A 25,287-nucleotide genomic window follows, 5' to 3' on the forward strand; every position below is an offset into this window, starting at 1 on the left:
GACGTGGTGCGCGTCGGTGCGGGCGGACTGGTGGTCTCCGAATGGGTGCGGGGCGCCTCGCTGCAGGAGGTCGCGGGTACGGCGCCGTCACCGGTCGGCGCGGGCCGCGCGATCCGATCGTTGGCCGGCGCCGCCGAAGCCGCCCACCACAACGGCGTGGCCCTGTCCATCGACAACCCGGCGCGGGTGCGGGTCAGCATCGACGGCGACGTCACCCTGGCCTTCCCTGCCACCCTGCCCGACACCAAACCCGAGGACGACATTCGCGGAATCGGGGCCACCCTCTACGCACTGCTGGTCAACCGTTGGCCGTTGGCCGACGCCGGGACGGGTTCCGAAGGCGGCCTGCAACCGGCCGACCGTGACGAGCACGGCAACCCGATCCCGCCGGACGCGATCAACCCGGACATCCCCTTCCAGATCGCCGCGGCCGCCAGTCATGCCATCGCACCCGACGGCGGGATCCGTGGCGCTTCGACGCTGTCCAACCTGCTGCAGCAGGCCACGGCCCTGCACGAGCAGACCGAGCTGCTGGGCCCGGTCGCCGACGAGCCGCCCCGCCCGGCCCCCGCGCCGCCGGACGACGAGACCCGCGCCGACCGGCGCCGGCGGGTGCTGATCGGACTGGGCATCGGTGGCGCCGTCATCCTGGTGGCGCTGCTGGTGCTGGCCTCGGTGCTCAACCGCATCTTCGGTGACGTCAACGGCTTGGACAAGACCGAACTGGGCCTGAGCAGCCCGTCGGCGTCGGCCCTGCCCGGCGCAGCCGGGCCCAGTGGTGTGGTGAAGCCGATACAGGCGACGGTGTTCTCGCCCGGCGGCGAGGCCGACCGGCCCCAGGACGCCGGTCTGGCGATCGACGGGGACCCGGCCACCGCCTGGTCCACCGACACCTACTCCGATCCGGTGCCCTTCCCGAACTTCAAGAACGGCGTGGGCCTGATCCTGCAGCTGCCCAGCCCCACGGTGATCGGCAGCGTCTCGCTGTACGTGTCCAGCACCGGCACCCGGGTCGAGCTGCGCTCGGCATCGACACCCAAACCGTCGCGGCTGGAGGACACCACCCTGCTGGCGCCGGCGAAGACGCTGCACCCCGGTTCCAACAAGATCACCGCCGACTCGGCCACCCCGACGTCGAACCTGCTGGTCTGGATCACCACGATGGGCAACACCGGTGGGGAGAGCCGCACGCAGATCTCCGAGATCACCGTGCAGGCGGCGTCCTAGCCGGTCGCCGTCCGCGCCCCCACCCGGTGCCTGTGGACAAGGTGATCGGGTGAAGTGCCGACCGGGTCGCCGCTGATTACTGTCCGGCCCATGGGCCACCCGGAGCGCAGTGACGCCGAACTGCTGGCCGCGCATGTCGCCGGGGACCCGTACGCCTTCGGCGAGCTCTACGGGCGCCACCATCGGCGGCTGCGCCGCCTGGCCCGGCTCACCACCGGCTGCCCCGAGGAGGCCGAGGACGCCCTGCAGGAGGCCATGCTCTCCGCGCACCGGGCGGCCGGGTCGTTTCGCCACCACGCCGCCGTGGGCAGCTGGCTGCACCGCATCGTGGTCAACGCCTGCCTGGACCGGCTGCGCCGGCACCCCGTGACCCACATCGAACTGCTCGCCGGCCACGCCACCGTCGGCGATGGCACCGCACAGGTCGATACCGCGCTGCTGGTGCGTGCCGCGTTGCGCCGGCTGCCGGCCGCCCAGCGGGCCGCGGTGATCGCGGTGGACATGCACGGCTATTCGGTGGCCGACGCCGCGCAGGCGTTCGGGGTGGCTCCGGGAACGGTCAAGAGTCGCTGCGCCCGCGGACGGGCCCGGCTGGCCGCGCTGCTGGAACGGTCCGCCCCGCTGGACCCGGCGCTGCGGTGCGCAGGCCCGACGGGCGGATAACCTTGGCGCCCGAGGGGGTCAGCAGGTCGGCGCGACGACGGTGCGCGACGACACGACAACGAGCGGAAGCCGCGGCATGCCAGTCGAAGCGGGTGAGGAACAGCCCCGGGGCCACAGTGGACCACCGGCGCACGCGAGCCGGCCCCTGCCCCGGTTCAACCGGATCGCCGCCTGGGTCGGCGGCATCGCTGCGGTGCTTGCCGTCGGGCTCGGCACGGCCGCCCTGGTGCGGTTCCCCGGCGACACCACCAGCGGGCGCCGCTCGTTCGACGCCATCACGGTGGAGTCCGCACCCACCGCGGTCCTGCCGCTGTCGGAACCGGAGATCCTCGAACTGCTGGACCGCCGCCCCGAGTACGGTCCGCTTGCCGATCCGGCGCGCCGGGCGGGCTGCCTGACCGGTTTGGGCTATCCGGCTTCCACCCCGGTGCTGGGCGCCCGCGAGATCACCATCAACGGTCGCCCCGGGGTGGTGCTGCTGCTTGCGGGTACAGCACCCGGCACGATCAACGCGCTGGCGGTGGCGCCGCACTGCAGTTCGGTCGACACCGGCCTGCTGGCCGACACCACCGTGCGGCGCCCCTAGGCCCGGCCCCAGCGGTTCGGGAACAATCGCCGCCTACGCTGACGTTGCAAGCCCGTGAAACCCGATCCCAGCGGAAAGGCCATCGATGTCTGAGACACCCTCCACCCACCAGGTGATCATCATCGGCTCGGGTCCGGCCGGGTACACCGCCGCGATCTACGCCGCCCGCGCGCAGCTGGCCCCGGTGGTGTTTGAGGGGACCGCGTTCGGCGGCGCCCTGATGACCACGACCGAAGTGGAGAACTTCCCCGGCTTCCGCAACGGAATCATGGGCCCGGAGTTGATGGACGAGATGCGTGAGCAGGCCCTGCGCTTCGGCGCCGACCTGCGGATGGAGGACATCGAGTCGGTCGATCTGGAGGGTCCGGTCAAGACCGTCGTCACCGCCGACGGCGAGACCCTGCAGGCCCGGGCTGTCATCTTGGCCATGGGCGCCGCCGCCCGCTACCTCAACATCCCCGGCGAGCAGGAGCTGCTGGGCCGCGGGGTGAGCTCGTGTGCCACCTGCGACGGCTTCTTCTTCCGTGACCAGGACATCGCCGTGATCGGCGGCGGTGACTCGGCGATGGAGGAGGCCACCTTCTTGACCCGCTTCGCCCGCAGTGTGACCCTGGTGCACCGCCGCGACGAGTTCCGCGCCTCGAAGATCATGCTCGCCCGCGCCCGCGAGAACGACAAGATCCGGTTCCTGACCAACAGCGTTCCCGTCGCGGTGGAAGGCGAGCAGACCGTGACCGGCCTGCGGGTGCGCGACACCCTCAGCGGTGCGGAGACCACCCTGCCGGTGACCGGCGTGTTCGTCGCTATCGGCCACGACCCCCGCTCGGCGCTGGTGCGTGACACCGTCGAGCTGGACGCGGACGGCTACGTCCTGGTCCAGCAGCCCGGCACGCGCACCTCGGTGGAGGGCGTGTTTGCGGCCGGCGACCTGGTGGACCGTACCTACCGGCAGGCGATCACCGCCGCCGGAACGGGCTGCGCGGCCGCCATCGACGCCGAACGTTGGCTGGCAGAATCGCATGACGACACCGACGCAGCAGATGCCCACGACACCGGTACCGAGACCCTGACGGGAGCAACACGATGACCGACCACAGCACGGTAACCGTCTCCGACGCCACTTTCTCCGCCGATGTGCTGGCCAGCACCAAACCGGTGCTGGTGGACTTCTGGGCCACCTGGTGCGGTCCCTGCAAGATGGTGGCCCCGGTACTCGAGGAGATCGCCGCCGAGCAGGCCGGCCAGCTCACCGTCGCCAAACTCGACGTGGACGCCAACCCCAACACCGCGCGGGACTTCAACGTGGTGTCGATCCCCACCCTGATCCTGTTCAAGGACGGCCAGCCGGTGAAGCGGATCGTCGGCGCCAAGGGCAAGGCCGCGCTGCTGCGGGAGCTTGCCGACGCCACCTAGCGACGTCGGGCACTGCCCGGCCTGCTTGTGAGGCTGCGCTCTGTAGGCCCGTTTGTGGCCGCTCCGTTTTCGAAAATTGCCCGGGGATCTGAGACAATTTTCGCTAACGTGCTGGCAACATGAGCGGCGGCTCCAGTGCCAACAGCGACAACCGGAGGGTCTCAGTAATGTCGGGTCGGCATCGCGGCGCCCAAGAGGGCCTGCGTCGTGGCGACCGTAGCGGCGCGGTGGTGGAGATCCGGGCGGCGCTTGCCGCCCTGGGCCTCGTGGACAGCCCCGACGCGGACCTGAGCACCGGCAAGCATGTGGCGCTCGACGTCTTCGACGCCGAACTCGACCAGGCGGTGCGGGCCTTCCAGCAACAGCGCGGTCTGCTGGTGGACGGGGTGATCGGCGAGGCCACCTACCGGGCACTCAAGGAGGCGTCCTACCGCCTGGGTGCACGCATCCTCAATCATCAGTTCGGGGCTCCGATGTACGGCGACGATGTCGCCACGCTGCAAGCCCGGCTGCAGGATCTGGGTTTCTACACCGGTCTGGTGGACGGCTATTTCGGCATCCAGACGCACAACGCCCTGATGTCCTACCAGCGTGAGTACGGCCTGTACGCCGACGGCATCTGCGGGCCGGAGACGTTGCGCTCCTTGAACTTCCTGGCTTCCCGGGTGAGTGGCGGTTCGCCGCATGCAATCCGTGAAGAGGAACTGGTGCGACGCTCGGGCCCCCGGCTGTCCGGGAAGCGGATCGTGATCGACCCGGGCCGCGGCGGCCGGGATCACGGGCTGATCACCCAGACGCCGTCGGGTCCGATCAGTGAAGCAGATATCTTGTGGGACTTGGCAAGCCGTTTGGAAGGCCGGATGACGGCCATCGGGATGGACACTTTCCTGTCCCGCCCCAGCGGCCGCAATCCCTCCGACGCCGAGCGCGCGGCCACCGCCAACGCCGTGGGCGCCGACCTCATGATCAGCCTGCGCTGTGGCACCCACGTCAGCCCGGCGGCCAACGGGGTGGCGTCTTTCCACTTCGGCAACTCGCATGGTTCGGTGTCCACCATCGGCCGTAATCTGGCTGACTTCATTCAGCGAGAGATCGTGGCCCGCACCGGGTTACAAGACTGCCGCGCGCACGGCCGGACATGGGACCTGCTGCGGTTGACCCGGATGCCCACCGTCGAGCTGGACGTCGGCTACATCACCAGTCCCGGTGATCGCGCGATGCTGGCCTCCCCCGCCACCCGCGACGCCATCGCCGAAGGCATCCTGGCCGCGGTCAAGCGACTGTATCTGCTCGGCAAGAACGACCGGCCCACCGGAACCTTCACCTTCGCCGAGTTACTGGCCCACGAGCTGTCGGTGGAGCGGACCGGCCAACTCGGCGGTTCCTGACCTAAACCGCACTCCCCGACGCCGGCGCGCACGCGCCGATCGGTGCCTCGAGCCGCGCGCTTTCCAGCAACCGCTCGAGCGCGGCTTCGACTTCCGCCTTCCAACCCAGGCCCTTGTCGAGTTCCAAGCGAAGCCGGGGAAAGTACCGGTGCGGCGCCACCACGGTGAAGCCGACATCGGTCAGGAAATCCGCGGCGATGATGCAGTGTTCGACTGAGCAGTCACCGACCGCTTCCAACACCGGCGCCACGTCGGGCGGTGCGCTCGCGGTGTCCAGCAGCTCCGAGACCTCCGGCGTCCGGCCGAAGGCCTCCAGTGCGCGGACCCCTCGCCGCATCAGCTCCTCGACCACCCGGGCGATCAGTTCCCGGGGCAGCCCGTCGGCCAGCGGAGCCGGATCGACCCCGATCGATGTCAGCAGCACCGCGTCGGCGGAAACCGGCCCGGTGGGAAACCGGTGCGCACGCGGGACGGCGCGCGGGGGCGCGTAGAGCGCGTAGCCCAGACATGCGGGGTCGGCGATGCCGCGTGCGGCGGCCGAAGGGGTGGCCACCTGGCCGCAGGTCCCCCACTCCAGCATCACCATCGACAACCAGGCTTCCTTCTCGAACTCCGGGTCCGACAGGTGCTCGTCGCCGCCGAGGGTCGCCGGATCCACCTCCCAGAAGACGCAGCGCCGTGCGTGCTTGGGAAGCTGCTCGAAACCCTCCAGCTTCAGGGGTGCGATTCGGACAGACACTGGACTCCCGGTCTCAACCCGTGCTGTCGCCCACGACAGCCCTTTAAGGATAGGAGGGACGAGCCGCCGGATGCCACCCTCGGTGCCCTTTGGCCGGCCGCCCCCTGGAAAAATCGAAAGCTGCTGTCCTTCAACATCATTGGAAGCCACCTCGGTTCCGGGATCGCCGTACCGTCACAGTGACGTAACGGCCCGGTAGCCCTGCACGTTGGCGGATCACGGCCTTAAGAGGTTTTCCGGTCCATCATCTCGACAATGCGCTGCAGGTCGTCGACCGACCCGAACTCGACCACGATCTTGCCCTTGCGCTTGCCCAAACTGACCATCACCCGGGTGTCGAAGGTCGTCGACAGCCGCTCGGCGATGTCCTGCAGGCCGGGCATCTGGATCGGCTTGCGCCGCGGCGCGACCGGGTTCGCGGGCCCCGCACGGTTGGCCAGGGTGACGGCCTCCTCGGTGGCGCGCACCGACAGCCCCTCGGCCACGATCCTCGCCGCGAGCTCCTCCTGAGCCTCGGCTCCCCCCTCCAGGGAGAGCAACGCCCGCGCGTGCCCGGCCGACAGCACCCCGGCGGCGACTCTGCGCTGCACCGCGATGGGCAGCCGCAGCAGCCGGATCATGTTCGTCACCAAGGGACGAGAGCGTCCGATGCGTGTCGCCAACTCGTCGTGGGTGACCCCGAACTCGTCCAGCAATTGCTGATAGGCCGCCGCCTCTTCCAAGGGGTTGAGCTGGACGCGGTGGATGTTCTCCAGCAGCGCGTCGCGCAGGAGGTTGTCGTCCTCGGTCTCCCGCACGATAGCCGGGATGGTCTCCAGACCTGCCTGTTGCGACGCACGCCAGCGCCGCTCCCCCATCACCAGCTGGTAGCGCGACGAGCCCGGTACCTCCCGGACCACGATCGGCTGCATCAAGCCGAATTCCCGGATGGAGTGCACCAGTTCCGCGAGCGCCTCGTCGTCGAACACCTGCCGGGGCTGGCGCGGGTTGGGCTCGATGTCGGCCGGCCTGATCTCCCGGTAGACCGCTCCCACATCCGGCGCTGCCGACGGCGCTGCGGTGCCCAGGCCGCCGAGGACGACGTCCGCGGCCGCATCGCCCATACGCGGGCCCAGGCCTGCTGCCCGGTCGCCCGGTGCGTCGCTGCCCTCGCCCGGTCCCGTCGGGATCAGCGAGGCCAGGCCGCGGCCCAGGCCGCCTTTCTTACGCGACGGTCCGGTCATCGGTGGCGCTCCTCCCTATCCCTGTGCCCACGGTGGCTGACTCCTCGGTGGCTCGGTCCAGCAGGCGGGTCACTGCCTGCCCCCGCCGTGGCCGTCCGCCAGATCCCGCTCGACCAACTCCCGGCTGGCGTCCAGGTAGCTCATGGCTCCCCTTGAGCCGGGGTCGTACTCGATGATCGTCTGGCTGTATCCCGGTGCCTCCGAGACCTTGACGCTGCGCGGGATCACCGTGCGCAGCACCCGGTCTCCGAAGTACCGGCGGACCTCGTCGGCAACTTGATCCGCCAGTTTGGTCCGCCCGTCGTACATGGTCAGCAGCACGGTGGTCACCGCCAGCCGTGGGTTGAGGTGTGCCTTGACCATCTCGATGTTGCGCATCAACTGCGAGACCCCCTCCAGCGCGTAGTACTCGCACTGGATGGGGATCAGCACCTCCGGCGCCGCGACCAACGCGTTGACGGTCAGCAGGCCCAGGGAGGGCGGGCAGTCGATGAAGACGTAGTCGAAGTCGAAGCGGTCGAGGTCGGCCAGGGCGTTGCGGAGGCGGTTCTCCCGCGCCACCATGCTCACCAGTTCGATCTCCGCGCCGGCCAGGTCGATCGTGGCGGGGATGCAGTACAGCAGTTCGTTGTGCGGACTCTGCTGCAGTGCGGTGGCTGCCGGGATGGCGCCGATCAACACTTCGTAGGAGGACGGCGTGCCGGACTTGCGGTCCGCAATGCCCAGGGCGGTGCTGGCGTTGCCCTGCGGGTCGAGATCGATCACCAGGGTTTTGATTCCCTGCACCGCCAGGGCGGAGGCGAGGTTGACGGCCGTGGTGGTCTTGCCGACGCCGCCCTTCTGGTTTGCAACGGTGAACACCCGCCGACGCCGGGGCCGGGGCAATCTGTTGTTGGTGTGCAGCACCTGCATGGCGCGCTCGGCAGCGGCTCCGATCGGGGTGTCGACGAAGTCCGACGATGTTTCACGTGAAACCGCGGCGCCCGATGTTTCACGTGAAACCGCGGCGCCCGATGTTTCACGTGAAACCGCGGCGGGGGCGGGCCGCGCGCCCTTGGCGGACGGCCGCGGCGTGACATCCGGCGGGACTGGTCTGCTCATATCTGCCTCCTGGTTCCCCGTCGCGTCGCGCCCCTCCGAGCCCGGGTGGGCTCGCCCCGCAGCGCCACCACTACGGTCGCGGGCGGGGTTAAATAGTTCACGCCACATCTCACCACCCTTACGTCCTTCGCGCCTAGTCCCGCCATGGTCGCACGGTGCTCGTCCACCTCGGCTTGGGCTCGCTCCCCCTTCATCGCGAGCATTCGCCCGCCGCCGCGCAACAGCGGAAAGCTCCATCGGCTGATCTTGTCGAGACTCGCGACCGCCCGCGACAAGACGGCGTCGCGATCGCCGGCCTCGTCCCGAACGGACCGGTCCTCGGCGCGGCCACGCACGACGTCGACGTTGGCCAAATCCAGCTCGGCGACGGCCTCCCGGAGAAACTCGCTGCGGCGCAGCAGGGGCTCCACCAACGTCATCGCGATATCGGGACGCACGATCGCCACCGGGATTCCCGGCAACCCGGCGCCGCTCCCGATGTCCGCAACGCGCTCCCCCGCCTCGAGGAGCTCGCCGACCGCCGCGCAGTTCAGCAGATGCCGATCCCACAACCGCTCCACTTCGCGGGGACCGATGAGGCCCCGTTCGACACCGGCGCCGGCCAGCAGCGCCGCGTATCGGCGGGCCAGGGGCAGGCGGTCGCCGAAGACTTCGGCCGCCGCCGGGGGTGGTTCCGGTGCCGGTGCTCCCTCGACATGTTTCACGTGAAACATTCCTCCGGCTTCCCGGGAATGAACCGCGGGCAGGGAATCACACGGATGTGATTCCCTGCCCTGAAGCCTCGTCAGTCGCGCCGAACCACGACCCGGCGCGACGGCTCGACACCCTGACTCTCGCTGTGCACGCCGGCAACGGCGGCCACCGCATCGTGGACGATCTTACGTTCGAACGGGCTCATCGGGGCCAGTTCCTCATCGGCTCCGGTCTCCAAGACCCGCCGCGCCACCTCGTCGCCGAGTGCCGTCAAGTCGTCCCGGCGCCGGCGCCGCCAACCGGCGATGTCGAGCATCAGCCGGCTGCGCTCGCCGGTCTTCTGGTGCACCGCCAAGCGGGTCAGCTCCTGCAGGGCGTCGAGCACTTCGCCCTTGCGCCCCACCAGCTTGGTCAGATCCGCGCCGCCGTCGATGCTGACCACCGCACGCCGGCCCTCCACATCGAGGTCGATGTCGCCGTCGAAGTCCAGGAGGTCGAGCAGCTCCTCCAGGTAGTCACCGGCGATCTCGCCTTCGGCCACCAGGCGGTCCTCCAGGTCCACCGCGGGGGCGGCGTTACCCTCCTGGGCCTCGGTCTCCGGCGTCGCCTCGCGCTCCGTGGTGTCCGAATCCGTCGTGTCAGTCATCTCGTCTCCCTCCGTGTCCGGCGGCTCATCTGCACCGGTTGGCTTGTTGCGGTGGTTTACCGCTTGCGTTTCTTCGGCTTGGCTCCTGCGCCGGGGCGTCCGCCCCGTGCAGCGGGGCGGCCCGGGTTGCGTTTCACCGCATCCGCGCTGCCACCGGTTTTCGGCTCGGGCACATCGGACTCAGGCGCTTCGGCTTCAAGGGCATCGGCAGTTGCCGCCCGGGCCGTCCGCTTCGGCTTAGCTCCGGGAGCCGGGGCGTTGGCGGCACGCCGGCGCAACGCCTCCTCCTTCTTGGCCTCGTCTTCCTTGGCGATCAACCCGAAGACGTAGTGCTGCTGCGCGAAGGTCCAGATGTTGTTGGAGAACCAGTACAAGATGATCGCCAGGGGCAGGAACGGGCCGCCGACCACCACGCCGAGCGGGAACACGTACAGCGCCAGCTTGTTCATCATCGCGGTCTGCGGATTGGCCGCGGCTTCCGGACTCTGCCGGGCCACCGAGGCCCGGCTGTTGAAGTAGGTGGCGATGCCGGCGGCGAGCATGATCGGCACCCCGACGGCGATCACCGACACCCGGTTGAATTCGGCGAAGGCGTCCAGGCCGGTCCGCTGAATCATCGTCGCGCCCAGTGGTGCCCCGAACAGGTTCGCGTCCAGGAAGTTGCCCACGTCCTCGGCGCTGAAGAAGTAGTTGCCCAGCTGGCGGTTCAGATCCGGCGACAGACCGAGCTGGCCGATCCCGGTGCTGGTGCGGTTGAACGACCGCAACACATGGAACAGACCCAGGAACACCGGGACCTGAGCCAGCATCGGCAGGCAACCCAGGATGGGGTTGAAGCCGTGCTCACGCTGCAGCTTCTGCATCTCCAGCGCCATCTTCTGGCGGTCCTTGCCGTACTTCTTCTGCAGGGCCTTGATCTGGGGTTGCAGCTCCTGCATCTGCCGGGTGGTCCGGATCTGTTTCACGAACGGCTTGTACAGCAGTGCCCGCAGCGTGAACACCAGGAACACCACCGACAAGGCCCAGGTAAAGAAGTTCGCCGGTCCCAGCAGAAGGCCAAAAGCCTTGTACCACAACCACATAATGCCCGACACCGGGTAGTAAACGTAGTCCAGGCTGCCCGGATCAAAGGACACCGTATTCACCCTCCGCTCGTTCTTGAGAGGCGTTCTCGCCAGGGCAGCAGCCCTCGCCAGCGCCCTGGGAGCGCTCGGGAATAGGGTCCCAACCGCCTTGATGCCACGGCCCGCACTTGGCCAGCCGTACCACTGCCAACCAGCTTCCCCGAATCAATCCATATTCGCTCAGGGCGTCCACCGCATATTGGCTGCAGGTCGGCATGAATCGGCAGCTCGGCAGACGCAGCGGCGAGACCATATTGCGGTACAGCTGGATGAGGAAGATCAGTCCGCGTACCGGCGCAACCGCGATCCCGTGCATCAGCGCACCGTCCCGGCGGTCCGGCGGATCGATTGCAGGCCGGCGCGCAGCTGGGCACCCAGCGTCGCCGAAGTCGCATCCCTGCTGCCGGGCAGTGCCCGGATCACCAGCCGCTCGTCGGGTTGCAGGTCCGCCAACAGCGTGCGGGCCACATGGCGCAGACGCCGCGCCACCCGGTGCCGCTCGACGGCGGACCCGACCGTCTTGGCGATGATCAAGCCCACCTGGGGCGGAGTTGGGGTGGCGGCATCCGGCGTCGACGTCTCGGTAGGTTCGGTCCGCCGGTCATAGATCACCAGGTCGGGCTGTACTGCCCGTCGGCCATGTTTGACCGTCGCACCGAAGTCGGCCGATCGTCTCATCCGGTGTTGAGCCGGGAGCACCGCCGAACTGCCTGTGCTCAGGCAGTCAGCGAGCTGCGGCCCTTGCGACGCCGGGCGGTGACGATGGCCCGGCCGGCACGGGTCCGCATCCGCAGACGGAACCCGTGGACACGGGCCCGACGACGGTTGTTGGGCTGGAAGGTCCGCTTGCCCTTGGCCACGGCACACTCTCCTTGTTGCGTCTTGCGTCGCGCCTGCCCGACACACCGGAATCCCGATGTGCCTGCCGCACGCGACGCACTCGGTAAGCTCGGTGAACTTCTGCGTCTTGCTCGTAACCGGCGCGGGCTCCGGCCAGTGGCCGATCGCTGCCGTATCGCCGACGTTCGGGCGACTGTTCGAGGGTACTGATGCGCGTTCGCCGGGTCAAACCCTGCCCTGTGGCATCCCCGGCCGCCAGTTCGGCCCGACATTTCAGCGGCCCAATATTCACAGTGGTCACACGCGTATCGACTCGCCGCGAGACAGCAATTTTCCTTTGAATCATCTGACTGAAAGGAGTAGTCCTACACTCCGAAACCTGTTAACTTGCTTGCCAGCGCCGTTTCGCTACCGGAGCGGTTTTTCGACCACGAACCGAAGATCAAGAAGCGGATCACGCTTCAGATATCGCGTCTGTTGTCTGGAGTGTCCGTTGCTGAGCAACCGGCCCAGGGGGCCTCACCGCGGAATGCGCACCTCATCCACATCTGTGGATAACTGTGTGGATAGCATGACCCGGTACGGCACCCGCGCACCACGGTGCCAACCGGACGGCGTCGAACCAGGGGGATGGGGCTTTGAGTGAGGACCCCGGATCTGCGTTCCTCAGTCTCTGGGACGAGGTGGTAGCCGAACTCAACGGCGACGCGCCCTCATCCAACGGTTCCGCACCGGCGCTGACTCCCCAGCAGAAGGCCTGGCTCAAACTGGTCCACCCGCTGGCCATCGTCGAGGGCTTCGCGCTGTTGGCCGTTCCCAACAGCTTCGTGCAGAACGAGATCGAACGGCATCTGCGCACGCAGATCACCGACGCGCTCTGCCGGCGTCTGGGCCACGAGGTCGAGCTCGGTGTGCGGATCGCGCCGCAGCCGGTCGAGGATCCGACTCCTGCCGCATCCGACACCGGCACCGAAACCCGGACCGAGGACGAAGACGACGACACCACCGACGTCGAATACGACTGGCCCAACTACTTCACCGAACGCCCCAGCGACGACTCCCCGACCGCTGACGGGGCCAGCCTCAACCGGCGTTACACCTTCGACACGTTCGTTATCGGTACCTCCAACCGCTTCGCGCACGCCGCCGCCCTGGCCATTGCCGAAGCCCCGGCCCGCGCCTACAACCCCCTGTTCATCTGGGGCGAGTCCGGACTGGGCAAGACCCACCTGCTGCACGCGGCCGGCAACTACACCCAGCGGCTCTTCCCCGGAATGCGCGTTAAGTACGTCTCCACCGAAGAGTTCACCAACGACTTCATCAACTCGCTTCGCGACGATCGCAAAGTTGCGTTCAAGCGCAGCTACCGCGACATCGATGTGCTGCTCGTCGACGACATCCAGTTCATCGAGGGTAAAGAAGGTATCCAGGAGGAGTTCTTCCATACCTTCAACACCCTGCACAACGCCAACAAGCAGATTGTGATCACGTCCGACCGCGCGCCCAAACAGCTCGCCACGCTCGAGGATCGGCTGCGAACCCGATTCGAATGGGGCTTGATCACCGACGTTCAGCCCCCGGACCTCGAGACCCGGATCGCCATTTTGCGCAAGAAGGCCCAGATGGACCGCCTCGACGTGCCCGGCGACGTGCTCGAACTCATCGCCACCAGCATCGAGCGCAATATTCGCGAGCTCGAAGGGGCGCTGATCCGCGTCACCGCGTTCGCCTCCCTGAACAAGACCCCGATCGACCGGGCCCTTGCCGAGATCGTCCTGCGCGACCTGATCGCCGATGCCAGCACCATGCAGATCAGCGCCGCGATCATCATGGCCGTCATAGCCGAGTACTTCGACACCTCCGTGGAGGAACTGCGCGGCCCGGGTAAGACCCGTCCCCTGGCCCAGTCGCGCCAGATCGCCATGTATCTGTGCCGCGAACTGACCGACTTGTCGCTACCGAAGATCGGCCAGGCTTTCGGCCGCGACCACACCACGGTGATGTACGCCGAGCGCAAGATCCGCGGTGAGATGGCCGAGCGTCGTGAGGTCTTCGATCAAGTCAAAGAGCTCACCACCCGGATCCGGCAACGCGCCAAGCGCTGATCTGCCCGTTCTCGTCACTCCGCTTACAAAAAACTTTGGACCCTTGCGTACCAGCTGTCACGCTCCGAGCCTGTGGATACAGCTGCGGACAACATGTCCATCGTCGGCCCACTGATGCTCGGTAACTACACAACGTCGCCGTCATCCACAGTCGCGGCGCCGGCGCCGGGCGTGTCATTCACCGCTGTTCCCCAGCCCGCCGCCCCCGCCCAGCAGCACCGATGCCCGGCTGTACCCACTATCCACAGGACTTACTACTAATACTGGGAGTTATCTCTGGTTTCTCTTTCAAAACAGGTCGTTGGGGATTCGGCATCAGCGGGCCTGTTCACAACGGGAGTGATGTCGGCGCCAGCACGTCCCTGCCCGGTGCACCAACTGTCGATGTTTAACTTTCAAGAAGGCGCGCCAGGCTCTACGGTTGTGGCCTACCGCTCTATCGCTTCGGCATGGGGCGTTACACGGCCGCGGGTGGGAGTGTTCACCAGACAGGCGCAGGGTAGAGCTCGATATCGGGATGACGAGAGGACGCTATGGACGCGGCGACCACGAACGCGGGTCTGACCGACTTGAAGTTCCGCCTGGACCGGGATGACTTCGCTGACGCGGTGGCGTGGGTAGCGAAATCCCTGCCGGCCCGGCCCACCGTGCCGCTGCTGGCCGGGGTGCTGCTGACCGGCACCGACAATGGACTGACCGTGTCCGGATTCGACTACGAAGTGTCCGCGGAAGTTCAGTTGGCCGCTGAAATCGCTTCTCCCGGAGCTGTTTTGGTCTCCGGACGGTTGTTGTCCGATATCACCAGGGCGCTGCCCGCCAAGCCGGTCGAAGTCAGTGTCGAGTCCACCCGGGTGGCGTTGACCTGCGGAAATTCGCGATTCTCGCTGCCCACGATGACGGTCGAGGATTACCCCACGCTGCCGACCCTGCCCGAGGAGACCGGGGTGTTGTCGGCCGACGTGTTCGCCGAGGCCATCAGCCAGGTGGCCGTTGCCGCCGGCCGCGACGACACCCTGCCGATGCTGACCGGTATCCGCGTCGAAATTTCCGGTAACACAGTTGTTTTGGCTGCTACCGACCGGTTCCGGTTGGCGGTGCGCGAGCTGACCTGGTCGGCCGCGCCGGGGACCGAAGCCGCGGTGCTGGTTCCGGCGAAGACCCTGGCCGAAGCGGCCAAGGCCAGTACCGACGGCAACGAGGTGCACCTGGCACTGGGGGCCGGCTCGGCTGTGGGCAACGAAGGCCTGCTGGGCATCACCAGTGGCGGAAAGCGCAGCACAACGCGGCTGCTCGATGCCGAGTTCCCGAAGTTCCGCCAGCTGTTGCCCTCCGAACATCTGGCTGTCGCCACGATCGGTGTGGCAGAGCTCACCGAGGCCATCAAGCGTGTGGCTCTGGTCGCCGACCGCGGTGCCCAGGTGCGCATGGAACTCTCCGAGGGCACGCTGCGGCTGTCGGCCGGTGCCGAGGACGTGGGCCGCGCCGAGGAAGACCTGCCGATCGACTTCGTGGGCGAACCGTTGACCATCGCGTTCAACCCCACCTACCTCACGGACGGCCTGAGTTCGCTGCACAGCGAAAAGGTGTCGATGGGTTTCACCGATCCGAAGAAGCCGGCAGTGCTGCGCCCGGCCAGCGCCGACGACCCGGCACTGATCGGCTCCGGCCCGTTCCCGGCGGTGCCCTCGGATTACGTATACCTGTTGATGCCGGTCCGCCTGCCCGGCTGATTCGGCGACGGGAGGGGTTGGTTTCTCGGTGTATGTCCGCCATCTGGGCCTGCGGGATTTCCGGTCCTGGGCGCACGTCGATCTCGAATTGGAACCGGGTGCGACGGTGCTGGTCGGACCCAACGGCTTCGGGAAGACCAATCTCGTTGAAGCACTCTGGTATTCGTCCACATTGGGTTCGCATCGGGTGGCCACCGACGCACCCCTGATCCGCTCGGGCGCCACGCGCGCCGTGGTCTCGACCATCGTGGTCAACGAGGGCCGCGAACTGGCTGTCGATCTGGAGATCGCCGCCGGTCGCGCCAACAAGGTGCGCCTGAACCGGGCACCGGTGCGCCACGCCCGCGAGGTGGTGGGCGTCTTGCGTGCCGTGTTGTTCGCACCCGAAGACCTGGCCCTGGTGCGCGGCGACCCCGGCGAGCGTCGTCGCTACCTCGACGAACTCGCCAGTGTGCGCCGCCCGCGGATCGCCGGGGTGCGCGCGGACTACGACAAAGTGCTGCGTCAGCGCACCGCACTGCTCAAGAGCGCGCCGGGTGCGCTGCACCGCGGCGACCGGGCGGTGCTCGACACCCTCGATGTGTGGGATTCCCAGCTGGCACTGCACGGCGCCGAACTCATGGCCGCGCGTATCGAGCTGGTCAATCAATTGGCGCCCGAAGTCGAAAAGGCCTACCAACTGCTGGCACCCGGAACCCGCAGCGCTGCGGTGGCCTACCGGCCGAAACTCGAGGTGAACCTCGGCGAACAGCTGCTGACTCCGGCCGACCTGCAAGAGGCATTGCTGGCCGAGCTCGCTCGCCGGCGCAGTGCCGAGCTGGACCGTGGCGTGTGCCTGGTCGGGCCGCACCGCGACGAGCTGGAGTTGCGCCTGGGCGAAAGCCCGGTGAAAGGCTTTGCCAGCCATGGGGAGTCATGGTCGATGGCGTTGGCCCTACGGTTGGCCTCTTATGAGCTGCTGCGCGGCGAAGGGGCAGAACCCGTCCTGTTACTCGACGATGTCTTCGCCGAGTTGGACACCGCACGGCGCCGCGCGCTGGCCGGTGTCGCCGCCGGCGCCGAACAGGTCTTGATCACCGCGGCCGTTGCCGATGACATTCCGGCCGACTGGCAGGCGCGTCAGATCCGCATCGAGGTCACCGAAGGCGATGAGGGCAGGATGTCCGGGTTGATCGGACAGGGCCAATGACCGCCGGCGAGGGGACGCCCGAGGACGCGGAGGTGTCACCACCGGCGCACCTGGCCGGGCTCAAGGGAATGGATCTGGTGCGCCGGACCCTGGCCGAAGCCCGGGAAGCGGCCCGCAGCCAGGGCAAAGACGTGGGTCAGGGCCGCCGCGCGCCACTGCGCCGCAGCTCGTCGGGCCCCGCCCGGGGCCGGCGCAGCTGGTCCGGGCCCGGGCCCGATGTTCGCGATCCGCAGGTCCTGGGTGCGGCCACCCGCGACCTGGCGCAGTCTCGAGGCTGGTCGGCCCAGGTGGCCGAGGGCACCGTGCTCGGCCAGTGGCGCTCGGTGGTCGGCGACGACATCGCCTCGCACGCGACACCGACGCGGCTGGCCGACGGGGTGCTCAGCGTCTCCGCCGAGTCCACCGCCTGGGCGACCCAGTTACGCCTGGTCCAGGCCCAATTGCTGGCCAAGATCGCCGCGGCGGTGGGCGACGGCGTGGTCAAGACCTTGAAGATAACCGGGCCGACCGCGCCCTCGTGGCGCAAGGGTCCGTTACACGTTTCGGGCCGCGGACCCCGCGACACCTACGGCTGAGACCAGGTCAGAATCCGCGGCCTGAGCGCCGCTACAAGCAAAAAATTGGCTCCGGCCAGCGGCCGGACACGCCGCAAACCGCGTTCTGGACGCCACGGCGCAATCAGGTGGGCAGAAACACCCCGAGAAAATGCTCGCCGTCGCTGGTCCACGGTAGACTGGCTCGGTATCGGCGCGCACGCGCCTGCGATGCGCCGTGATTTTGCGAACCCGAGGAGAACTCCCCGACCGTGGCTGCCCAAAACAAATATGGTGCCGATTCCATCAAGGTACTCGAAGGCCTCGAAGCAGTCCGTAAACGACCCGGTATGTACATCGGCTCCACCGGTGAACGCGGTCTGCACCACCTGATCTGGGAGGTCGTCGACAACGCCGTCGACGAGGCGATGGCCGGCTACGCCTCCAAAGTCGAGGTCCGCATCCTCGAAGACGGCGGCGTGGAGGTCACCGACGACGGCCGCGGCATTCCGGTGGCGATGCACGCCACCGGCGTCCCGACCGTGGACGTGGTCATGACCGTGCTGCACGCCGGCGGAAAATTCGAAGAGGGCGCCTACAGCGTCTCCGGCGGCCTGCACGGCGTCGGCGTCTCAGTGGTCAATGCGCTGTCGACCCGACTGGAGGCCGACATCTTCCGGGACGGCTACGAGTGGTTCCAGTCCTACGACAAATCGGTGCCGGGAACCCTGCGCAAGGGTGAGAAGACCAAGAAGACCGGCACCACCATTCGCTTCTGGGCGGACCCGGACATCTTCGAGACCACCACCTATGACTTCGAGACCGTCGCGCGGCGCCTGCAGGAGATGGCGTTCCTCAACAAGGGCCTGACCATCGAGCTCACCGACGAGCGGGTGCGGGTCGAAGAGGTCGTCGACGAGGTGGTCAGCGACACCGCGGAGGCGCCGAAGTCCGCGGAAGAACAGGCCGCCGAGGCGGCGGCCCCGCACAAGGTCAAGCACCGCGTCTTCCACTACCCCGGTGGCCTGCGCGACTTCGTCGCGCACATCAACCGCACCAAGACCGCGATCCACCCCACGATCGTCGACTTCGACGGCAAGGGAACCGGCCACGAAGTCGAGATCGCCATGCAGTGGAACGGCGGCTACTCGGAGTCGGTGCACACCTTCGCCAACACCATCAACACCCATGAGGGCGGCACCCATGAAGAGGGCTTCCGTTCGGCGTTGACCAGCGTGGTGAACAAGTACGCCAAAGACAAGAAGCTGCTCAAGGACAAGGACCCCAACCTCACCGGTGACGACATCCGCGAGGGCCTGGCGGCTGTCATCTCGGTGAAGGTCTCCCAGCCCCAGTTCGAGGGCCAGACCAAGACCAAGCTGGGCAACACCGAGGTCAAGTCGTTTGTGCAGAAGGTCTGCAACGAGCAGCTGGGCCACTGGTTTGAGGCCAACCCGGCAGAGGCGAAGACCATCATCAACAAGGCCGTCTCCTCCGCGCAGGCGCGGATGGCGGCGCGTAAGGCCCGGGAGCTGGTGCGGCGCAAGAGCGCCACTGACCTGGGCGGCCTGCCCGGAAAGCTGGCCGACTGCCGGTCCAACGACCCCAGCAAGTCTGAACTCTATGTGGTGGAGGGTGATTCGGCCGGCGGCTCGGCCAAGAGCGGCCGCGACTCGATGTTCCAGGCGATCTTGCCGTTGCGCGGCAAGATCATCAACGTCGAGAAGGCCCGTATCGACCGCGTCCTGAAGAACAACGAGGTCCAGGCGATCATCACCGCGCTGGGCACCGGAATCCACGACGAGTTCGACATCTCCAAGCTGCGGTATCACAAGATCGTGCTGATGGCCGACGCCGACGTCGACGGCCAGCACATCTCCACCCTGTTGCTGACGCTGCTGTTCCGTTTCATGCGGCCATTGGTGGAGCACGGGCACGTCTTCTTGGCGCAGCCCCCGCTGTACAAGCTCAAGTGGCAGCGCGGAAGCGAGGCGGAGTTCGCCTACTCCGACCGCGAGCGCGACGGCCTGCTGGAAGCGGGTAAGGCGGCCGGCAAGAAGATCAACATGGACGACGGCATTCAGCGGTACAAGGGCCTCGGCGAAATGGACGCCAAGGAACTGTGGGAAACCACTATGGACCCCAGCGTTCGGGTGCTGCGGCAGATCACCCTGGACGACGCCGCGGCCGCCGACGAGCTGTTTTCGATCCTGATGGGCGAGGACGTCGAGGCCCGGCGCAGCTTCATCACGCGCAACGCCAAAGACGTTCGCTTCCTGGATGTTTAGGACGCGACCCGGACGCCGGCGAACCACCGCGACATCTGACCGCCTGACTTCTGACAGAACGAGGACCTGATGACAGACACCACGCTGCCACCCGGAGACGATTCGGTGGACCGGATCGAGCCGGTCGACATCCAGCAGGAGATGCAGCGCAGCTACATCGACTACGCGATGAGCGTGATCGTGGGCCGCGCCCTGCCCGAGGTGCGCGACGGCCTCAAGCCGGTGCACCGCCGGGTGCTTTATGCCATGTACGACTCGGGATTCCGGCCAGACCGCAGCCACGCGAAGTCGGCGCGCTCGGTCGCCGAGACCATGGGTAACTACCACCCGCACGGCGACGCCTCGATCTACGACACCCTGGTCCGGATGGCCCAGCCGTGGTCGTTGCGCTACCCGTTGGTCGACGGGCAGGGCAACTTCGGTTCGCCGGGTAACGATCCCGCGGCCGCCATGCGTTACACCGAGGCCCGGTTGACCCCGCTTGCCATGGAGATGCTGCGCGAAATCGACGAGGAGACCGTCGATTTCGTTCCGAACTACGACGGGCGCGTGCAGGAGCCGACCGTGTTGCCCAGCAGGTTCCCGAACCTGCTGGCCAACGGATCCGGCGGTATCGCCGTGGGTATGGCGACCAACATCCCGCCGCACAACCTGCGCGAGCTCGCCGAAGCGGTGTTCTGGTGCCTGGACAACCACGAGGCCGACGAAGAGACCACCCTGGAAGCGGTGATGGAGCGGGTCAAGGGCCCGGACTTCCCCACCTCCGGCTTGATCGTCGGCTCCCAGGGCATCAGCGACGCCTACCGCACCGGCCGCGGTTCCATCCGGATGCGCGGTGTGGTCGAGATCGAGGAAGACTCGCGCGGGCGGTCGCTGCTGGTCATCACCGAGCTGCCCTACCAGGTCAACCACGACAACTTCATCACGTCGATCGCGGAGCAGGTGCGCGACGGGAAGTTGGTGGGAATCGCCAACATTGAGGATCAGAGCAGCGACCGCGTGGGCCTGCGCATCGTCGTTGAGGTCAAGCGCGACGCGGTGGCCAAGGTGGTGCTGAACAACCTCTACAAGCACACCCAGCTGCAGACCAGCTTCGGCGCCAACATGCTCTCGATCGTCGACGGGGTGCCGCGCACGCTGCGCCTGGACCAGATGATCCGCTACTACGTGGCGCATCAGCTGGATGTCATCGTTCGGCGTACCCGGTACCGACTGCGCAAGGCCGAGGAGCGGGCCCACATCCTGCGCGGTCTGGTCAAAGCACTCGACGCCCTCGACGAGGTGATCGCCCTGATCCGGGCATCGCAGACCGTCGACATCGCTCGGCAGGGCCTGATCGAGCTGCTCGACATCGATGAGATTCAGGCGCAGGCGATTCTGGACATGCAGCTGCGCCGGTTGGCCGCGCTGGAACGCCAGAAGATCATCGATGAATTGGCCAAGATCGAGGCCGAGATCGCGGACCTCAAGGACATCCTGGACAAGCCGGAACGGCAGCGCGCGATCGTGCACGACGAGCTCGCCGAGCTGGTCGAGAAGTACGGCGACGACCGCCGGACCCGGATCATCCCCGCCGACGGCGACGTCGCCGACGAGGACCTGATCGCCCGCGAGGACGTGGTGGTCACCATCACCGAGACCGGGTACGCCAAGCGGACCAAGACCGACCTGTACCGCAGCCAGAAGCGCGGCGGTAAGGGTGTGCAGGGCGCCGGCCTCAAGCAGGACGACATCGTGGCGCACTTCTTCGTGTGCTCAACGCACGACTGGATCCTGTTCTTCACCACGCAGGGCCGGGTGTACCGCGCCAAGGCCTACGACCTGCCGGAGGCGCTGCGCACCGCGCGCGGACAGCACGTCGCGAACCTGCTGGCCTTCCAGCCCGAGGAACGCATCGCTCAGGTCATCCAGATCAAGAGCTACGAAGACGCGCCGTACCTGGTGTTGGCCACCCGCAACGGTCTGGTCAAGAAGTCCAAACTCACCGACTTCGACTCCAACCGTTCGGGCGGAATCGTCGCGATCAACCTGCGCGACGGCGACGAACTGGTGGGCGCGGTGCTGTGCTCGGCCGAAGACGACCTGCTGCTGGTCTCGGCCAACGGCCAGTCCATCCGTTTCTCGGCGACCGACGAGGCGCTGCGGCCGATGGGCCGGGCGACCTCGGGCGTGCAGGGTATGCGGTTCAACGCCGATGACCGGCTGCTGTCGCTGAATGTGGTCCGCGACAACACCTATCTGCTGGTGGCGACCGCAGGTGGTTACGCCAAACGGACCGCGATCGAGGAGTACACCGCGCAAGGGCGTGGCGGCAAGGGAATCCTCACCATTCAGTACGACTCGAGGCGGGGCAGGCTGGTGGGGGCCCTGATCGTCGACGACAGCAGCGAGCTTTACGCGATCACCTCTGGGGGCGGAGTGATCCGCACCGCCGCGCGCCAGGTGCGCAAAGCCGGACGGCAGACCAAGGGCGTTCGGTTGATGAACCTGGGCGAGGGCGACACACTGATAGCGATTGCACGCAACGCTGACGAAGACGCCGCTGACGAGGACTCGGGCAGCTGACCCGACTTCACACCCGGCCGCTGCGCGGTGGGGATACGCAGGTAAGGAGCCGTGGGTGAGCGCACCGAACGAGCCCGGCCACCCGGGCAACGGGGGCAAGACGGAGTCGGCCGGAACCGGTCCGGCCGACTCCGGGCAGCGCCCACCGGGCCGCACCGCCCGGATCACCGAGACCGGGGAGACCCCGCCCTGGCAGCGCGCCGGGCAGGCCCGCCCGCCCGCCCCTGCCCGACCGGCAGACGGCGGCGCGGCGGCGCACTCCCCCGGTGTCGACGAGCGGATCCGCCGGTTCGTCTCCGGCACGGCCGCCCCGACGGCACCGCCGGCGCCCGGGGCGCCCCAGCAGCCGCCGAAGGCTCCGCCGGCGCACGCTAAGCCGCCGGCGCCGCTGGCTCAGCAACCCGCCCAGCCGTCGGCACAACCGCCCAAGCCGCCGGCCCAGCAGGCTAAGCCCCCGGTACAGCAGGCCCCTGCGGCGAAGCCGGCAGCGCCCAAGACCGCGTCGCCGGCCAAGCACGGCGACGACGCCTACGGCAGCGAGCTGCCGGACCTGTCTGAACCGGGCCGGCGCTCCCCCGGCCGCCGCCCAGCGGTGACGGCGGGGCCCCGCGGCCCGCTGCGGGCGAGCATGCAGATCCGGCGGATCGATCCCTGGAGTGCGCTCAAGGTGTCGTTGTTGCTGTCCACGGCGCTGTTCTTCGTCTGGATGATCGCCGTGGCGGTGCTCTACGTCGCACTGGGCGCGATGGGAGTGTGGAGCAAGCTGAACAGCAACGTCGGTGATCTGCTCACCAACAACAGCGCTGCCGAGTTAGTCTCTGCCGGTTCGATTTTCGGCGGGGCAACCCTGATCGGATTGGTCAACATCGTGGTTTTGACCGCGATGGCGACCCTCGGTGTGGTGGTCTACAACCTGAGCACCGACGTGGTCGGCGGCGTGGAGGTGACCCTGGCCGACCGGGACTGACCGCGCCGTCTGCCCTGGCTTTTTAGGTGCATTTTGGCCGGGAGGCGTTTGGTGCGGTAATCTCGCTCGGTCGTCAGACGACTACGGGCCTATAGCTCAGGCGGTTAGAGCGCTTCGCTGATAACGAAGAGGTCGGAGGTTCGAGTCCTCCTAGGCCCACGAGTCCCACCAGGGGCCTTAGCTCAGTTGGTAGAGCGCTGCCTTTGCAAGGCAGATGTCAGGAGTTCGAATCTCCTAGGCTCCACAACGCGACGGCGAATGCGTCGCCTTGTGTGTCCCCACGCTTGTCAGTGCCTTCGGTCAGAGGGTGGGTTGTGCATCCACGCTGGGCGGACGCGGCGAGGGCTCCTGCGGCCGGTTGGAGCGGCGAATCAGCACCGCCACCACACCACCGGCCACCAAGGCCGCGCCGACGGCCCCCAGCACCAGCCAGGACCGCCGAATCCGGCGGCGCGGCGGGGCACCCTCGAGCAGCTGCGGAAGACCCGCGACCACCTCCTGAGCGGCCGCCAATTCGCGGGCTGCGGCGTCCGCTACGTCGGCGACCCGGTCCGACAGTTGGCTCTCCCGGTAGCGCCTGCGCAATTCGACGGCTCCCCGGTGCACCGCGGCGCCACCGAGGCCCACGGCGCCGCGGGCCACGTCTATCGGCCCACCGGCGGTATGGGCCAGCCCGCGGGTCAGGCGCTCTCGATGGGTCAGCGGGGTCTCGGCGGCCAGGCGCATGGCTCAACGCTACCCGTGACGCAGAACACCGCGCCGCGAATGGCACACTGTCATGCCATGACCTCCAGCCCCATTGCCACCGCAACCGCCACGCTGCACACCAACCGCGGCGACATCAAGATCGCGCTGTTCGGCAACCACGCGCCCAAGACCGTCGCCAACTTCGTCGGCCTGGCCCAGGGCACCAAGGAGTACTCGACCACCAACGCTTCCGGCGGATCGTCGGGCCCGTTCTACGACGGCGCGGTGTTCCACCGGGTGATCTCCGGTTTCATGATCCAGGGCGGCGACCCGACCGGCACCGGCCGCGGCGGCCCGGGTTACAAGTTCGAGGACGAGTTCCACCCCGAGCTGGTTTTCGACAAGCCCTACCTGCTGGCGATGGCCAACGCCGGTCCCGGCACCAACGGCTCGCAGTTCTTCATCACGGTGGGCCAGACCCCGCACCTGAACCGCAAGCACACCATCTTCGGTGAGGTGGTGGACCCCGACTCGCAGGCTGTCGTGGACGCCATCGCCAACACCTCGACCGATCGCGCCGACCGGCCCACCGAGCCCGTCGTGATCGAGTCGATCACGATCGCCTAGCGCTAGCCGGGCACCTCTTCATCACGGCCGGTGTAGCCGGCCGCGTTGAGCACCGCGAGCACGTCGCGGGGATCGGTTCCCAAGTCCCACCGGGACAGGACCAGCATCTGATCGTCGCGCGTCTCGATCTCGAGCAGCCGATTGGTGCGCCCGATCCGCTGATGCTGCGTCACCCGAAGCCGCGTGATGCGCTCGGGGCGCAGCACCGTGGTACGCCACCAGCCGCGCACCGCCAGTCCCTCGACGGTCAGCGCGAGCTTGGGCCGCGACCGCCAGGACATGCCGGCAAATATCAGCAGCCCCACTCCGGCAACGCCGGCCAACACGCGTCCCGGCGGGTCGGTCGCGACCGTGACGGTGCAGATCGCCAACACCGCTCCGATGACGGCGCAACCGGCTATGCCGCCGGCGGGCGGAGACCACTGGGTTGTTGCGGGCGCGTTATGCGTCATGTCGACCTGCGGCTTCGAAAGTTATCAACAGGAGTTGTCCACAGTGGGGATAAATCACATCGATGTGATTGAGCACGTCGTGGGGGTTTTCGACTCCGAAACGCCGGTGTCGGTGTCCCCCGTGCGGCCTTTAGTGCCAGCGCATGGTGAGCAACAGCCCGGCGATCATGAAGGCAAACGCGATCGCGTAGTTCCACGGGCCCAGTTCGGCCATCCAGTTCAGCGCCGCGGGAGCGTCGAGCCCGGTGGCACCGAGCTGGTAGACCATCAGCCACACCAAGCCCAGCAACATGAGCCCGAGGAACAGCGCCACGAACCAGCCGCTGGACGGGCCGCCCTTGACCTTGACCGGGGTACGGCTCACCGCCGAGGGGGTGAAGCTGGTGGTCTTCTTGCGAACCTTAGACTTGGGCATCGGTACCTCGGGATGGTGCGGCGTGAAGCTGCGAGTATGGGTCGGTACGAGATTAGCCCAGTAGGCTAACCCAGCCGAGAACGGGA

The 25,287-nt window shown here is 67.6% G+C and carries 25 protein-coding genes, 2 tRNA genes and 1 pseudogene; 16 read left to right on the top strand and 12 right to left on the bottom strand.

Going from position 1 to position 25,287, the window contains the following annotated elements:
• The 6 genes and pseudogenes from LI92_RS00845 to LI92_RS00870 form a co-directional block, all read left to right on the top strand.
• Positions 1–1,227, top strand: a pseudogene (locus LI92_RS00845) (murein biosynthesis protein MurJ); the annotation flags it as partial.
• 90 nt (positions 1,228–1,317) lie between these two features.
• The gene (gene sigM, locus LI92_RS00850; RefSeq protein ID WP_046314989.1) at positions 1,318–1,890 is read left to right on the top strand and encodes an RNA polymerase sigma factor SigM; all 573 of its coding nucleotides are present in this window, start codon (positions 1,318–1,320) and stop codon (positions 1,888–1,890) included.
• A gap of 76 nt (positions 1,891–1,966) precedes the next feature.
• On the top strand, positions 1,967–2,476 hold the full coding sequence (locus LI92_RS00855; protein WP_052740669.1) for an RsmA family anti-sigma factor: 510 nt from the start codon (positions 1,967–1,969) through the stop codon (positions 2,474–2,476).
• Positions 2,477–2,561: 85 nt separating this feature from the next.
• Positions 2,562–3,563: a thioredoxin-disulfide reductase gene (trxB, locus tag LI92_RS00860; RefSeq protein ID WP_046314990.1), complete on the top strand. Its 1,002-nt coding sequence runs from the start codon at positions 2,562–2,564 to the stop codon at positions 3,561–3,563.
• The gene (trxA, locus tag LI92_RS00865) at positions 3,560–3,889 is read left to right on the top strand and encodes a thioredoxin (RefSeq protein WP_046314991.1); all 330 of its coding nucleotides are present in this window, start codon (positions 3,560–3,562) and stop codon (positions 3,887–3,889) included. Before trxB ends, trxA begins: the two co-directional genes overlap by 4 nt.
• A 167-nt stretch (positions 3,890–4,056) precedes the next feature.
• Positions 4,057–5,277: an N-acetylmuramoyl-L-alanine amidase gene (locus LI92_RS00870; RefSeq protein WP_046314992.1), complete on the top strand. Its 1,221-nt coding sequence runs from the start codon at positions 4,057–4,059 to the stop codon at positions 5,275–5,277.
• A gap of 1 nt (position 5,278) precedes the next feature.
• Here the strand turns inward: LI92_RS00870 and LI92_RS00875 are convergent, their stop codons facing one another.
• From LI92_RS00875 to rpmH, 9 genes are all read right to left on the bottom strand, one after another.
• Positions 5,279–6,016 (bottom strand): hypothetical protein, encoded by a 738-nt coding sequence (locus LI92_RS00875; protein ID WP_046314993.1) that lies wholly within the window; start codon positions 6,014–6,016, stop codon positions 5,279–5,281.
• A 224-nt stretch (positions 6,017–6,240) separates the two neighbouring features.
• Positions 6,241–7,239 (bottom strand): ParB/RepB/Spo0J family partition protein, encoded by a 999-nt coding sequence (locus LI92_RS00880; protein WP_046314994.1) that lies wholly within the window; start codon positions 7,237–7,239, stop codon positions 6,241–6,243.
• A gap of 69 nt (positions 7,240–7,308) precedes the next feature.
• On the bottom strand, positions 7,309–8,340 hold the full coding sequence (locus LI92_RS00885; RefSeq protein WP_082109476.1) for a ParA family protein: 1,032 nt from the start codon (positions 8,338–8,340) through the stop codon (positions 7,309–7,311).
• Entirely contained in the window at positions 8,337–9,053 is a 717-nt protein-coding gene (gene rsmG, locus LI92_RS00890) for a 16S rRNA (guanine(527)-N(7))-methyltransferase RsmG (RefSeq protein WP_046314996.1), read from the bottom strand. The genes LI92_RS00885 and rsmG overlap by 4 nt, the downstream gene beginning before the upstream one ends.
• A gap of 71 nt (positions 9,054–9,124) precedes the next feature.
• The gene (locus LI92_RS00895; protein WP_046314997.1) at positions 9,125–9,679 is read right to left on the bottom strand and encodes a Jag family protein; all 555 of its coding nucleotides are present in this window, start codon (positions 9,677–9,679) and stop codon (positions 9,125–9,127) included.
• Between the two features lie 56 nt (positions 9,680–9,735).
• The gene (gene yidC, locus LI92_RS00900; protein WP_046315047.1) at positions 9,736–10,761 is read right to left on the bottom strand and encodes a membrane protein insertase YidC; all 1,026 of its coding nucleotides are present in this window, start codon (positions 10,759–10,761) and stop codon (positions 9,736–9,738) included.
• Positions 10,762–10,804: 43 nt separating this feature from the next.
• The gene (yidD, locus tag LI92_RS22095) at positions 10,805–11,119 is read right to left on the bottom strand and encodes a membrane protein insertion efficiency factor YidD (RefSeq protein WP_082109478.1); all 315 of its coding nucleotides are present in this window, start codon (positions 11,117–11,119) and stop codon (positions 10,805–10,807) included.
• The gene (rnpA, locus tag LI92_RS00905; RefSeq protein WP_046314998.1) at positions 11,119–11,502 is read right to left on the bottom strand and encodes a ribonuclease P protein component; all 384 of its coding nucleotides are present in this window, start codon (positions 11,500–11,502) and stop codon (positions 11,119–11,121) included. The genes yidD and rnpA overlap by 1 nt, the downstream gene beginning before the upstream one ends.
• 17 nt (positions 11,503–11,519) lie before the next feature.
• Positions 11,520–11,663, bottom strand: a complete 144-nt coding sequence (gene rpmH, locus LI92_RS22100; protein ID WP_082109479.1) for a 50S ribosomal protein L34 — start codon at positions 11,661–11,663, stop codon at positions 11,520–11,522.
• A 618-nt stretch (positions 11,664–12,281) separates the two neighbouring features.
• Here rpmH and dnaA point away from each other — a divergent pair.
• The 9 genes from dnaA to LI92_RS00950 all read left to right on the top strand — a co-directional run bounded on the left by dnaA (position 12,282) and on the right by LI92_RS00950 (position 23,264).
• A complete protein-coding gene (dnaA, locus tag LI92_RS00910; protein ID WP_046314999.1) occupies positions 12,282–13,748 on the top strand; it encodes a chromosomal replication initiator protein DnaA in 1,467 nt (488 codons plus the stop codon).
• Positions 13,749–14,281: 533 nt separating this feature from the next.
• Positions 14,282–15,478, top strand: a complete 1,197-nt coding sequence (gene dnaN, locus LI92_RS00915; RefSeq protein WP_046315000.1) for a DNA polymerase III subunit beta — start codon at positions 14,282–14,284, stop codon at positions 15,476–15,478.
• 28 nt (positions 15,479–15,506) lie between these two features.
• The gene (gene recF, locus LI92_RS00920) at positions 15,507–16,667 is read left to right on the top strand and encodes a DNA replication/repair protein RecF (protein WP_046315001.1); all 1,161 of its coding nucleotides are present in this window, start codon (positions 15,507–15,509) and stop codon (positions 16,665–16,667) included.
• Complete coding sequence (locus LI92_RS00925; protein ID WP_046315002.1) at positions 16,664–17,242, top strand: DUF721 family protein; 579 nt, start codon at positions 16,664–16,666, stop codon at positions 17,240–17,242. The genes recF and LI92_RS00925 overlap by 4 nt, the downstream gene beginning before the upstream one ends.
• A 230-nt stretch (positions 17,243–17,472) precedes the next feature.
• Positions 17,473–19,488 carry a DNA topoisomerase (ATP-hydrolyzing) subunit B gene (gene gyrB / locus LI92_RS00930; RefSeq protein ID WP_046315003.1) on the top strand — a complete coding sequence of 672 codons (2,016 nt, stop codon included), beginning with the start codon at positions 17,473–17,475 and terminating at the stop codon, positions 19,486–19,488.
• Between the two features lie 69 nt (positions 19,489–19,557).
• Complete coding sequence (gene gyrA, locus LI92_RS00935) at positions 19,558–22,053, top strand: DNA gyrase subunit A (RefSeq protein ID WP_046315004.1); 2,496 nt, start codon at positions 19,558–19,560, stop codon at positions 22,051–22,053.
• Positions 22,054–22,108: 55 nt separating this feature from the next.
• Positions 22,109–23,020 (top strand): DUF3566 domain-containing protein, encoded by a 912-nt coding sequence (locus tag LI92_RS00940; protein WP_046315005.1) that lies wholly within the window; start codon positions 22,109–22,111, stop codon positions 23,018–23,020.
• A gap of 85 nt (positions 23,021–23,105) precedes the next feature.
• Positions 23,106–23,179: transfer RNA gene (locus tag LI92_RS00945), tRNA-Ile, on the top strand.
• 12 nt (positions 23,180–23,191) lie between these two features.
• Positions 23,192–23,264: transfer RNA gene (locus LI92_RS00950), tRNA-Ala, on the top strand.
• Positions 23,265–23,320: 56 nt separating this feature from the next.
• On the opposite strand, the gene cwsA is transcribed toward LI92_RS00950, so the two are convergent.
• Positions 23,321–23,746, bottom strand: coding sequence for a cell wall synthesis protein CwsA (gene cwsA, locus LI92_RS00955; RefSeq protein ID WP_046315006.1), 426 nt, complete (start codon positions 23,744–23,746; stop codon positions 23,321–23,323).
• 57 nt (positions 23,747–23,803) lie between these two features.
• Between cwsA and LI92_RS00960 the strand changes: the two genes are divergently transcribed.
• Positions 23,804–24,334, top strand: a complete 531-nt coding sequence (locus LI92_RS00960) for a peptidylprolyl isomerase (RefSeq protein ID WP_165757896.1) — start codon at positions 23,804–23,806, stop codon at positions 24,332–24,334.
• Between the two features lie 2 nt (positions 24,335–24,336).
• Here LI92_RS00960 and LI92_RS00965 read toward each other — a convergent pair whose 3' ends face one another.
• Complete coding sequence (locus LI92_RS00965; RefSeq protein WP_046315007.1) at positions 24,337–24,786, bottom strand: PH domain-containing protein; 450 nt, start codon at positions 24,784–24,786, stop codon at positions 24,337–24,339.
• Between the two features lie 130 nt (positions 24,787–24,916).
• Positions 24,917–25,201 carry a cell division protein CrgA gene (crgA, locus tag LI92_RS00970; RefSeq protein WP_046315008.1) on the bottom strand — a complete coding sequence of 95 codons (285 nt, stop codon included), beginning with the start codon at positions 25,199–25,201 and terminating at the stop codon, positions 24,917–24,919.
• Positions 25,202–25,287: the final 86 nt, after the last annotated feature.

Source organism: Mycobacterium sp. UM_Kg1 (assembly GCF_000972925.1).
Taxonomy (GTDB): Bacteria; Actinomycetota; Actinomycetes; order Mycobacteriales; family Mycobacteriaceae; genus Mycobacterium; species Mycobacterium hiberniae.

Bases quoted from the DNA above. Each gene is read 5' to 3' on its own strand.
- dnaN (WP_046315000.1), top strand. From the start codon at position 14,282: ATGGACGCGGCGACCACGAACGCGGGTCTGACCGACTTGAAGTTCCGC.
- gyrA (WP_046315004.1), top strand. From the start codon at position 19,558: ATGACAGACACCACGCTGCCACCCGGAGACGATTCGGTGGACCGGATC.
- yidC (WP_046315047.1), bottom strand. From the start codon at position 10,761: ATGTGGTTGTGGTACAAGGCTTTTGGCCTTCTGCTGGGACCGGCGAAC.
- LI92_RS00965 (WP_046315007.1), bottom strand. From the start codon at position 24,786: ATGACGCATAACGCGCCCGCAACAACCCAGTGGTCTCCGCCCGCCGGC.
- yidD (WP_082109478.1), bottom strand. From the start codon at position 11,119: ATGCACGGGATCGCGGTTGCGCCGGTACGCGGACTGATCTTCCTCATC.
- LI92_RS00895 (WP_046314997.1), bottom strand. From the start codon at position 9,679: ATGACTGACACGACGGATTCGGACACCACGGAGCGCGAGGCGACGCCG.
- LI92_RS00960 (WP_165757896.1), top strand. From the start codon at position 23,804: ATGACCTCCAGCCCCATTGCCACCGCAACCGCCACGCTGCACACCAAC.
- LI92_RS00880 (WP_046314994.1), bottom strand. From the start codon at position 7,239: ATGACCGGACCGTCGCGTAAGAAAGGCGGCCTGGGCCGCGGCCTGGCC.
- trxB (WP_046314990.1), top strand. From the start codon at position 2,562: ATGTCTGAGACACCCTCCACCCACCAGGTGATCATCATCGGCTCGGGT.
- trxA (WP_046314991.1), top strand. From the start codon at position 3,560: ATGACCGACCACAGCACGGTAACCGTCTCCGACGCCACTTTCTCCGCC.
- LI92_RS00885 (WP_082109476.1), bottom strand. From the start codon at position 8,340: ATGAGCAGACCAGTCCCGCCGGATGTCACGCCGCGGCCGTCCGCCAAG.
- sigM (WP_046314989.1), top strand. From the start codon at position 1,318: ATGGGCCACCCGGAGCGCAGTGACGCCGAACTGCTGGCCGCGCATGTC.
- LI92_RS00870 (WP_046314992.1), top strand. From the start codon at position 4,057: ATGTCGGGTCGGCATCGCGGCGCCCAAGAGGGCCTGCGTCGTGGCGAC.
- LI92_RS00925 (WP_046315002.1), top strand. From the start codon at position 16,664: ATGACCGCCGGCGAGGGGACGCCCGAGGACGCGGAGGTGTCACCACCG.
- crgA (WP_046315008.1), bottom strand. From the start codon at position 25,201: ATGCCCAAGTCTAAGGTTCGCAAGAAGACCACCAGCTTCACCCCCTCG.
- rsmG (WP_046314996.1), bottom strand. From the start codon at position 9,053: ATGTTTCACGTGAAACATGTCGAGGGAGCACCGGCACCGGAACCACCC.
- cwsA (WP_046315006.1), bottom strand. From the start codon at position 23,746: ATGCGCCTGGCCGCCGAGACCCCGCTGACCCATCGAGAGCGCCTGACC.
- LI92_RS00855 (WP_052740669.1), top strand. From the start codon at position 1,967: ATGCCAGTCGAAGCGGGTGAGGAACAGCCCCGGGGCCACAGTGGACCA.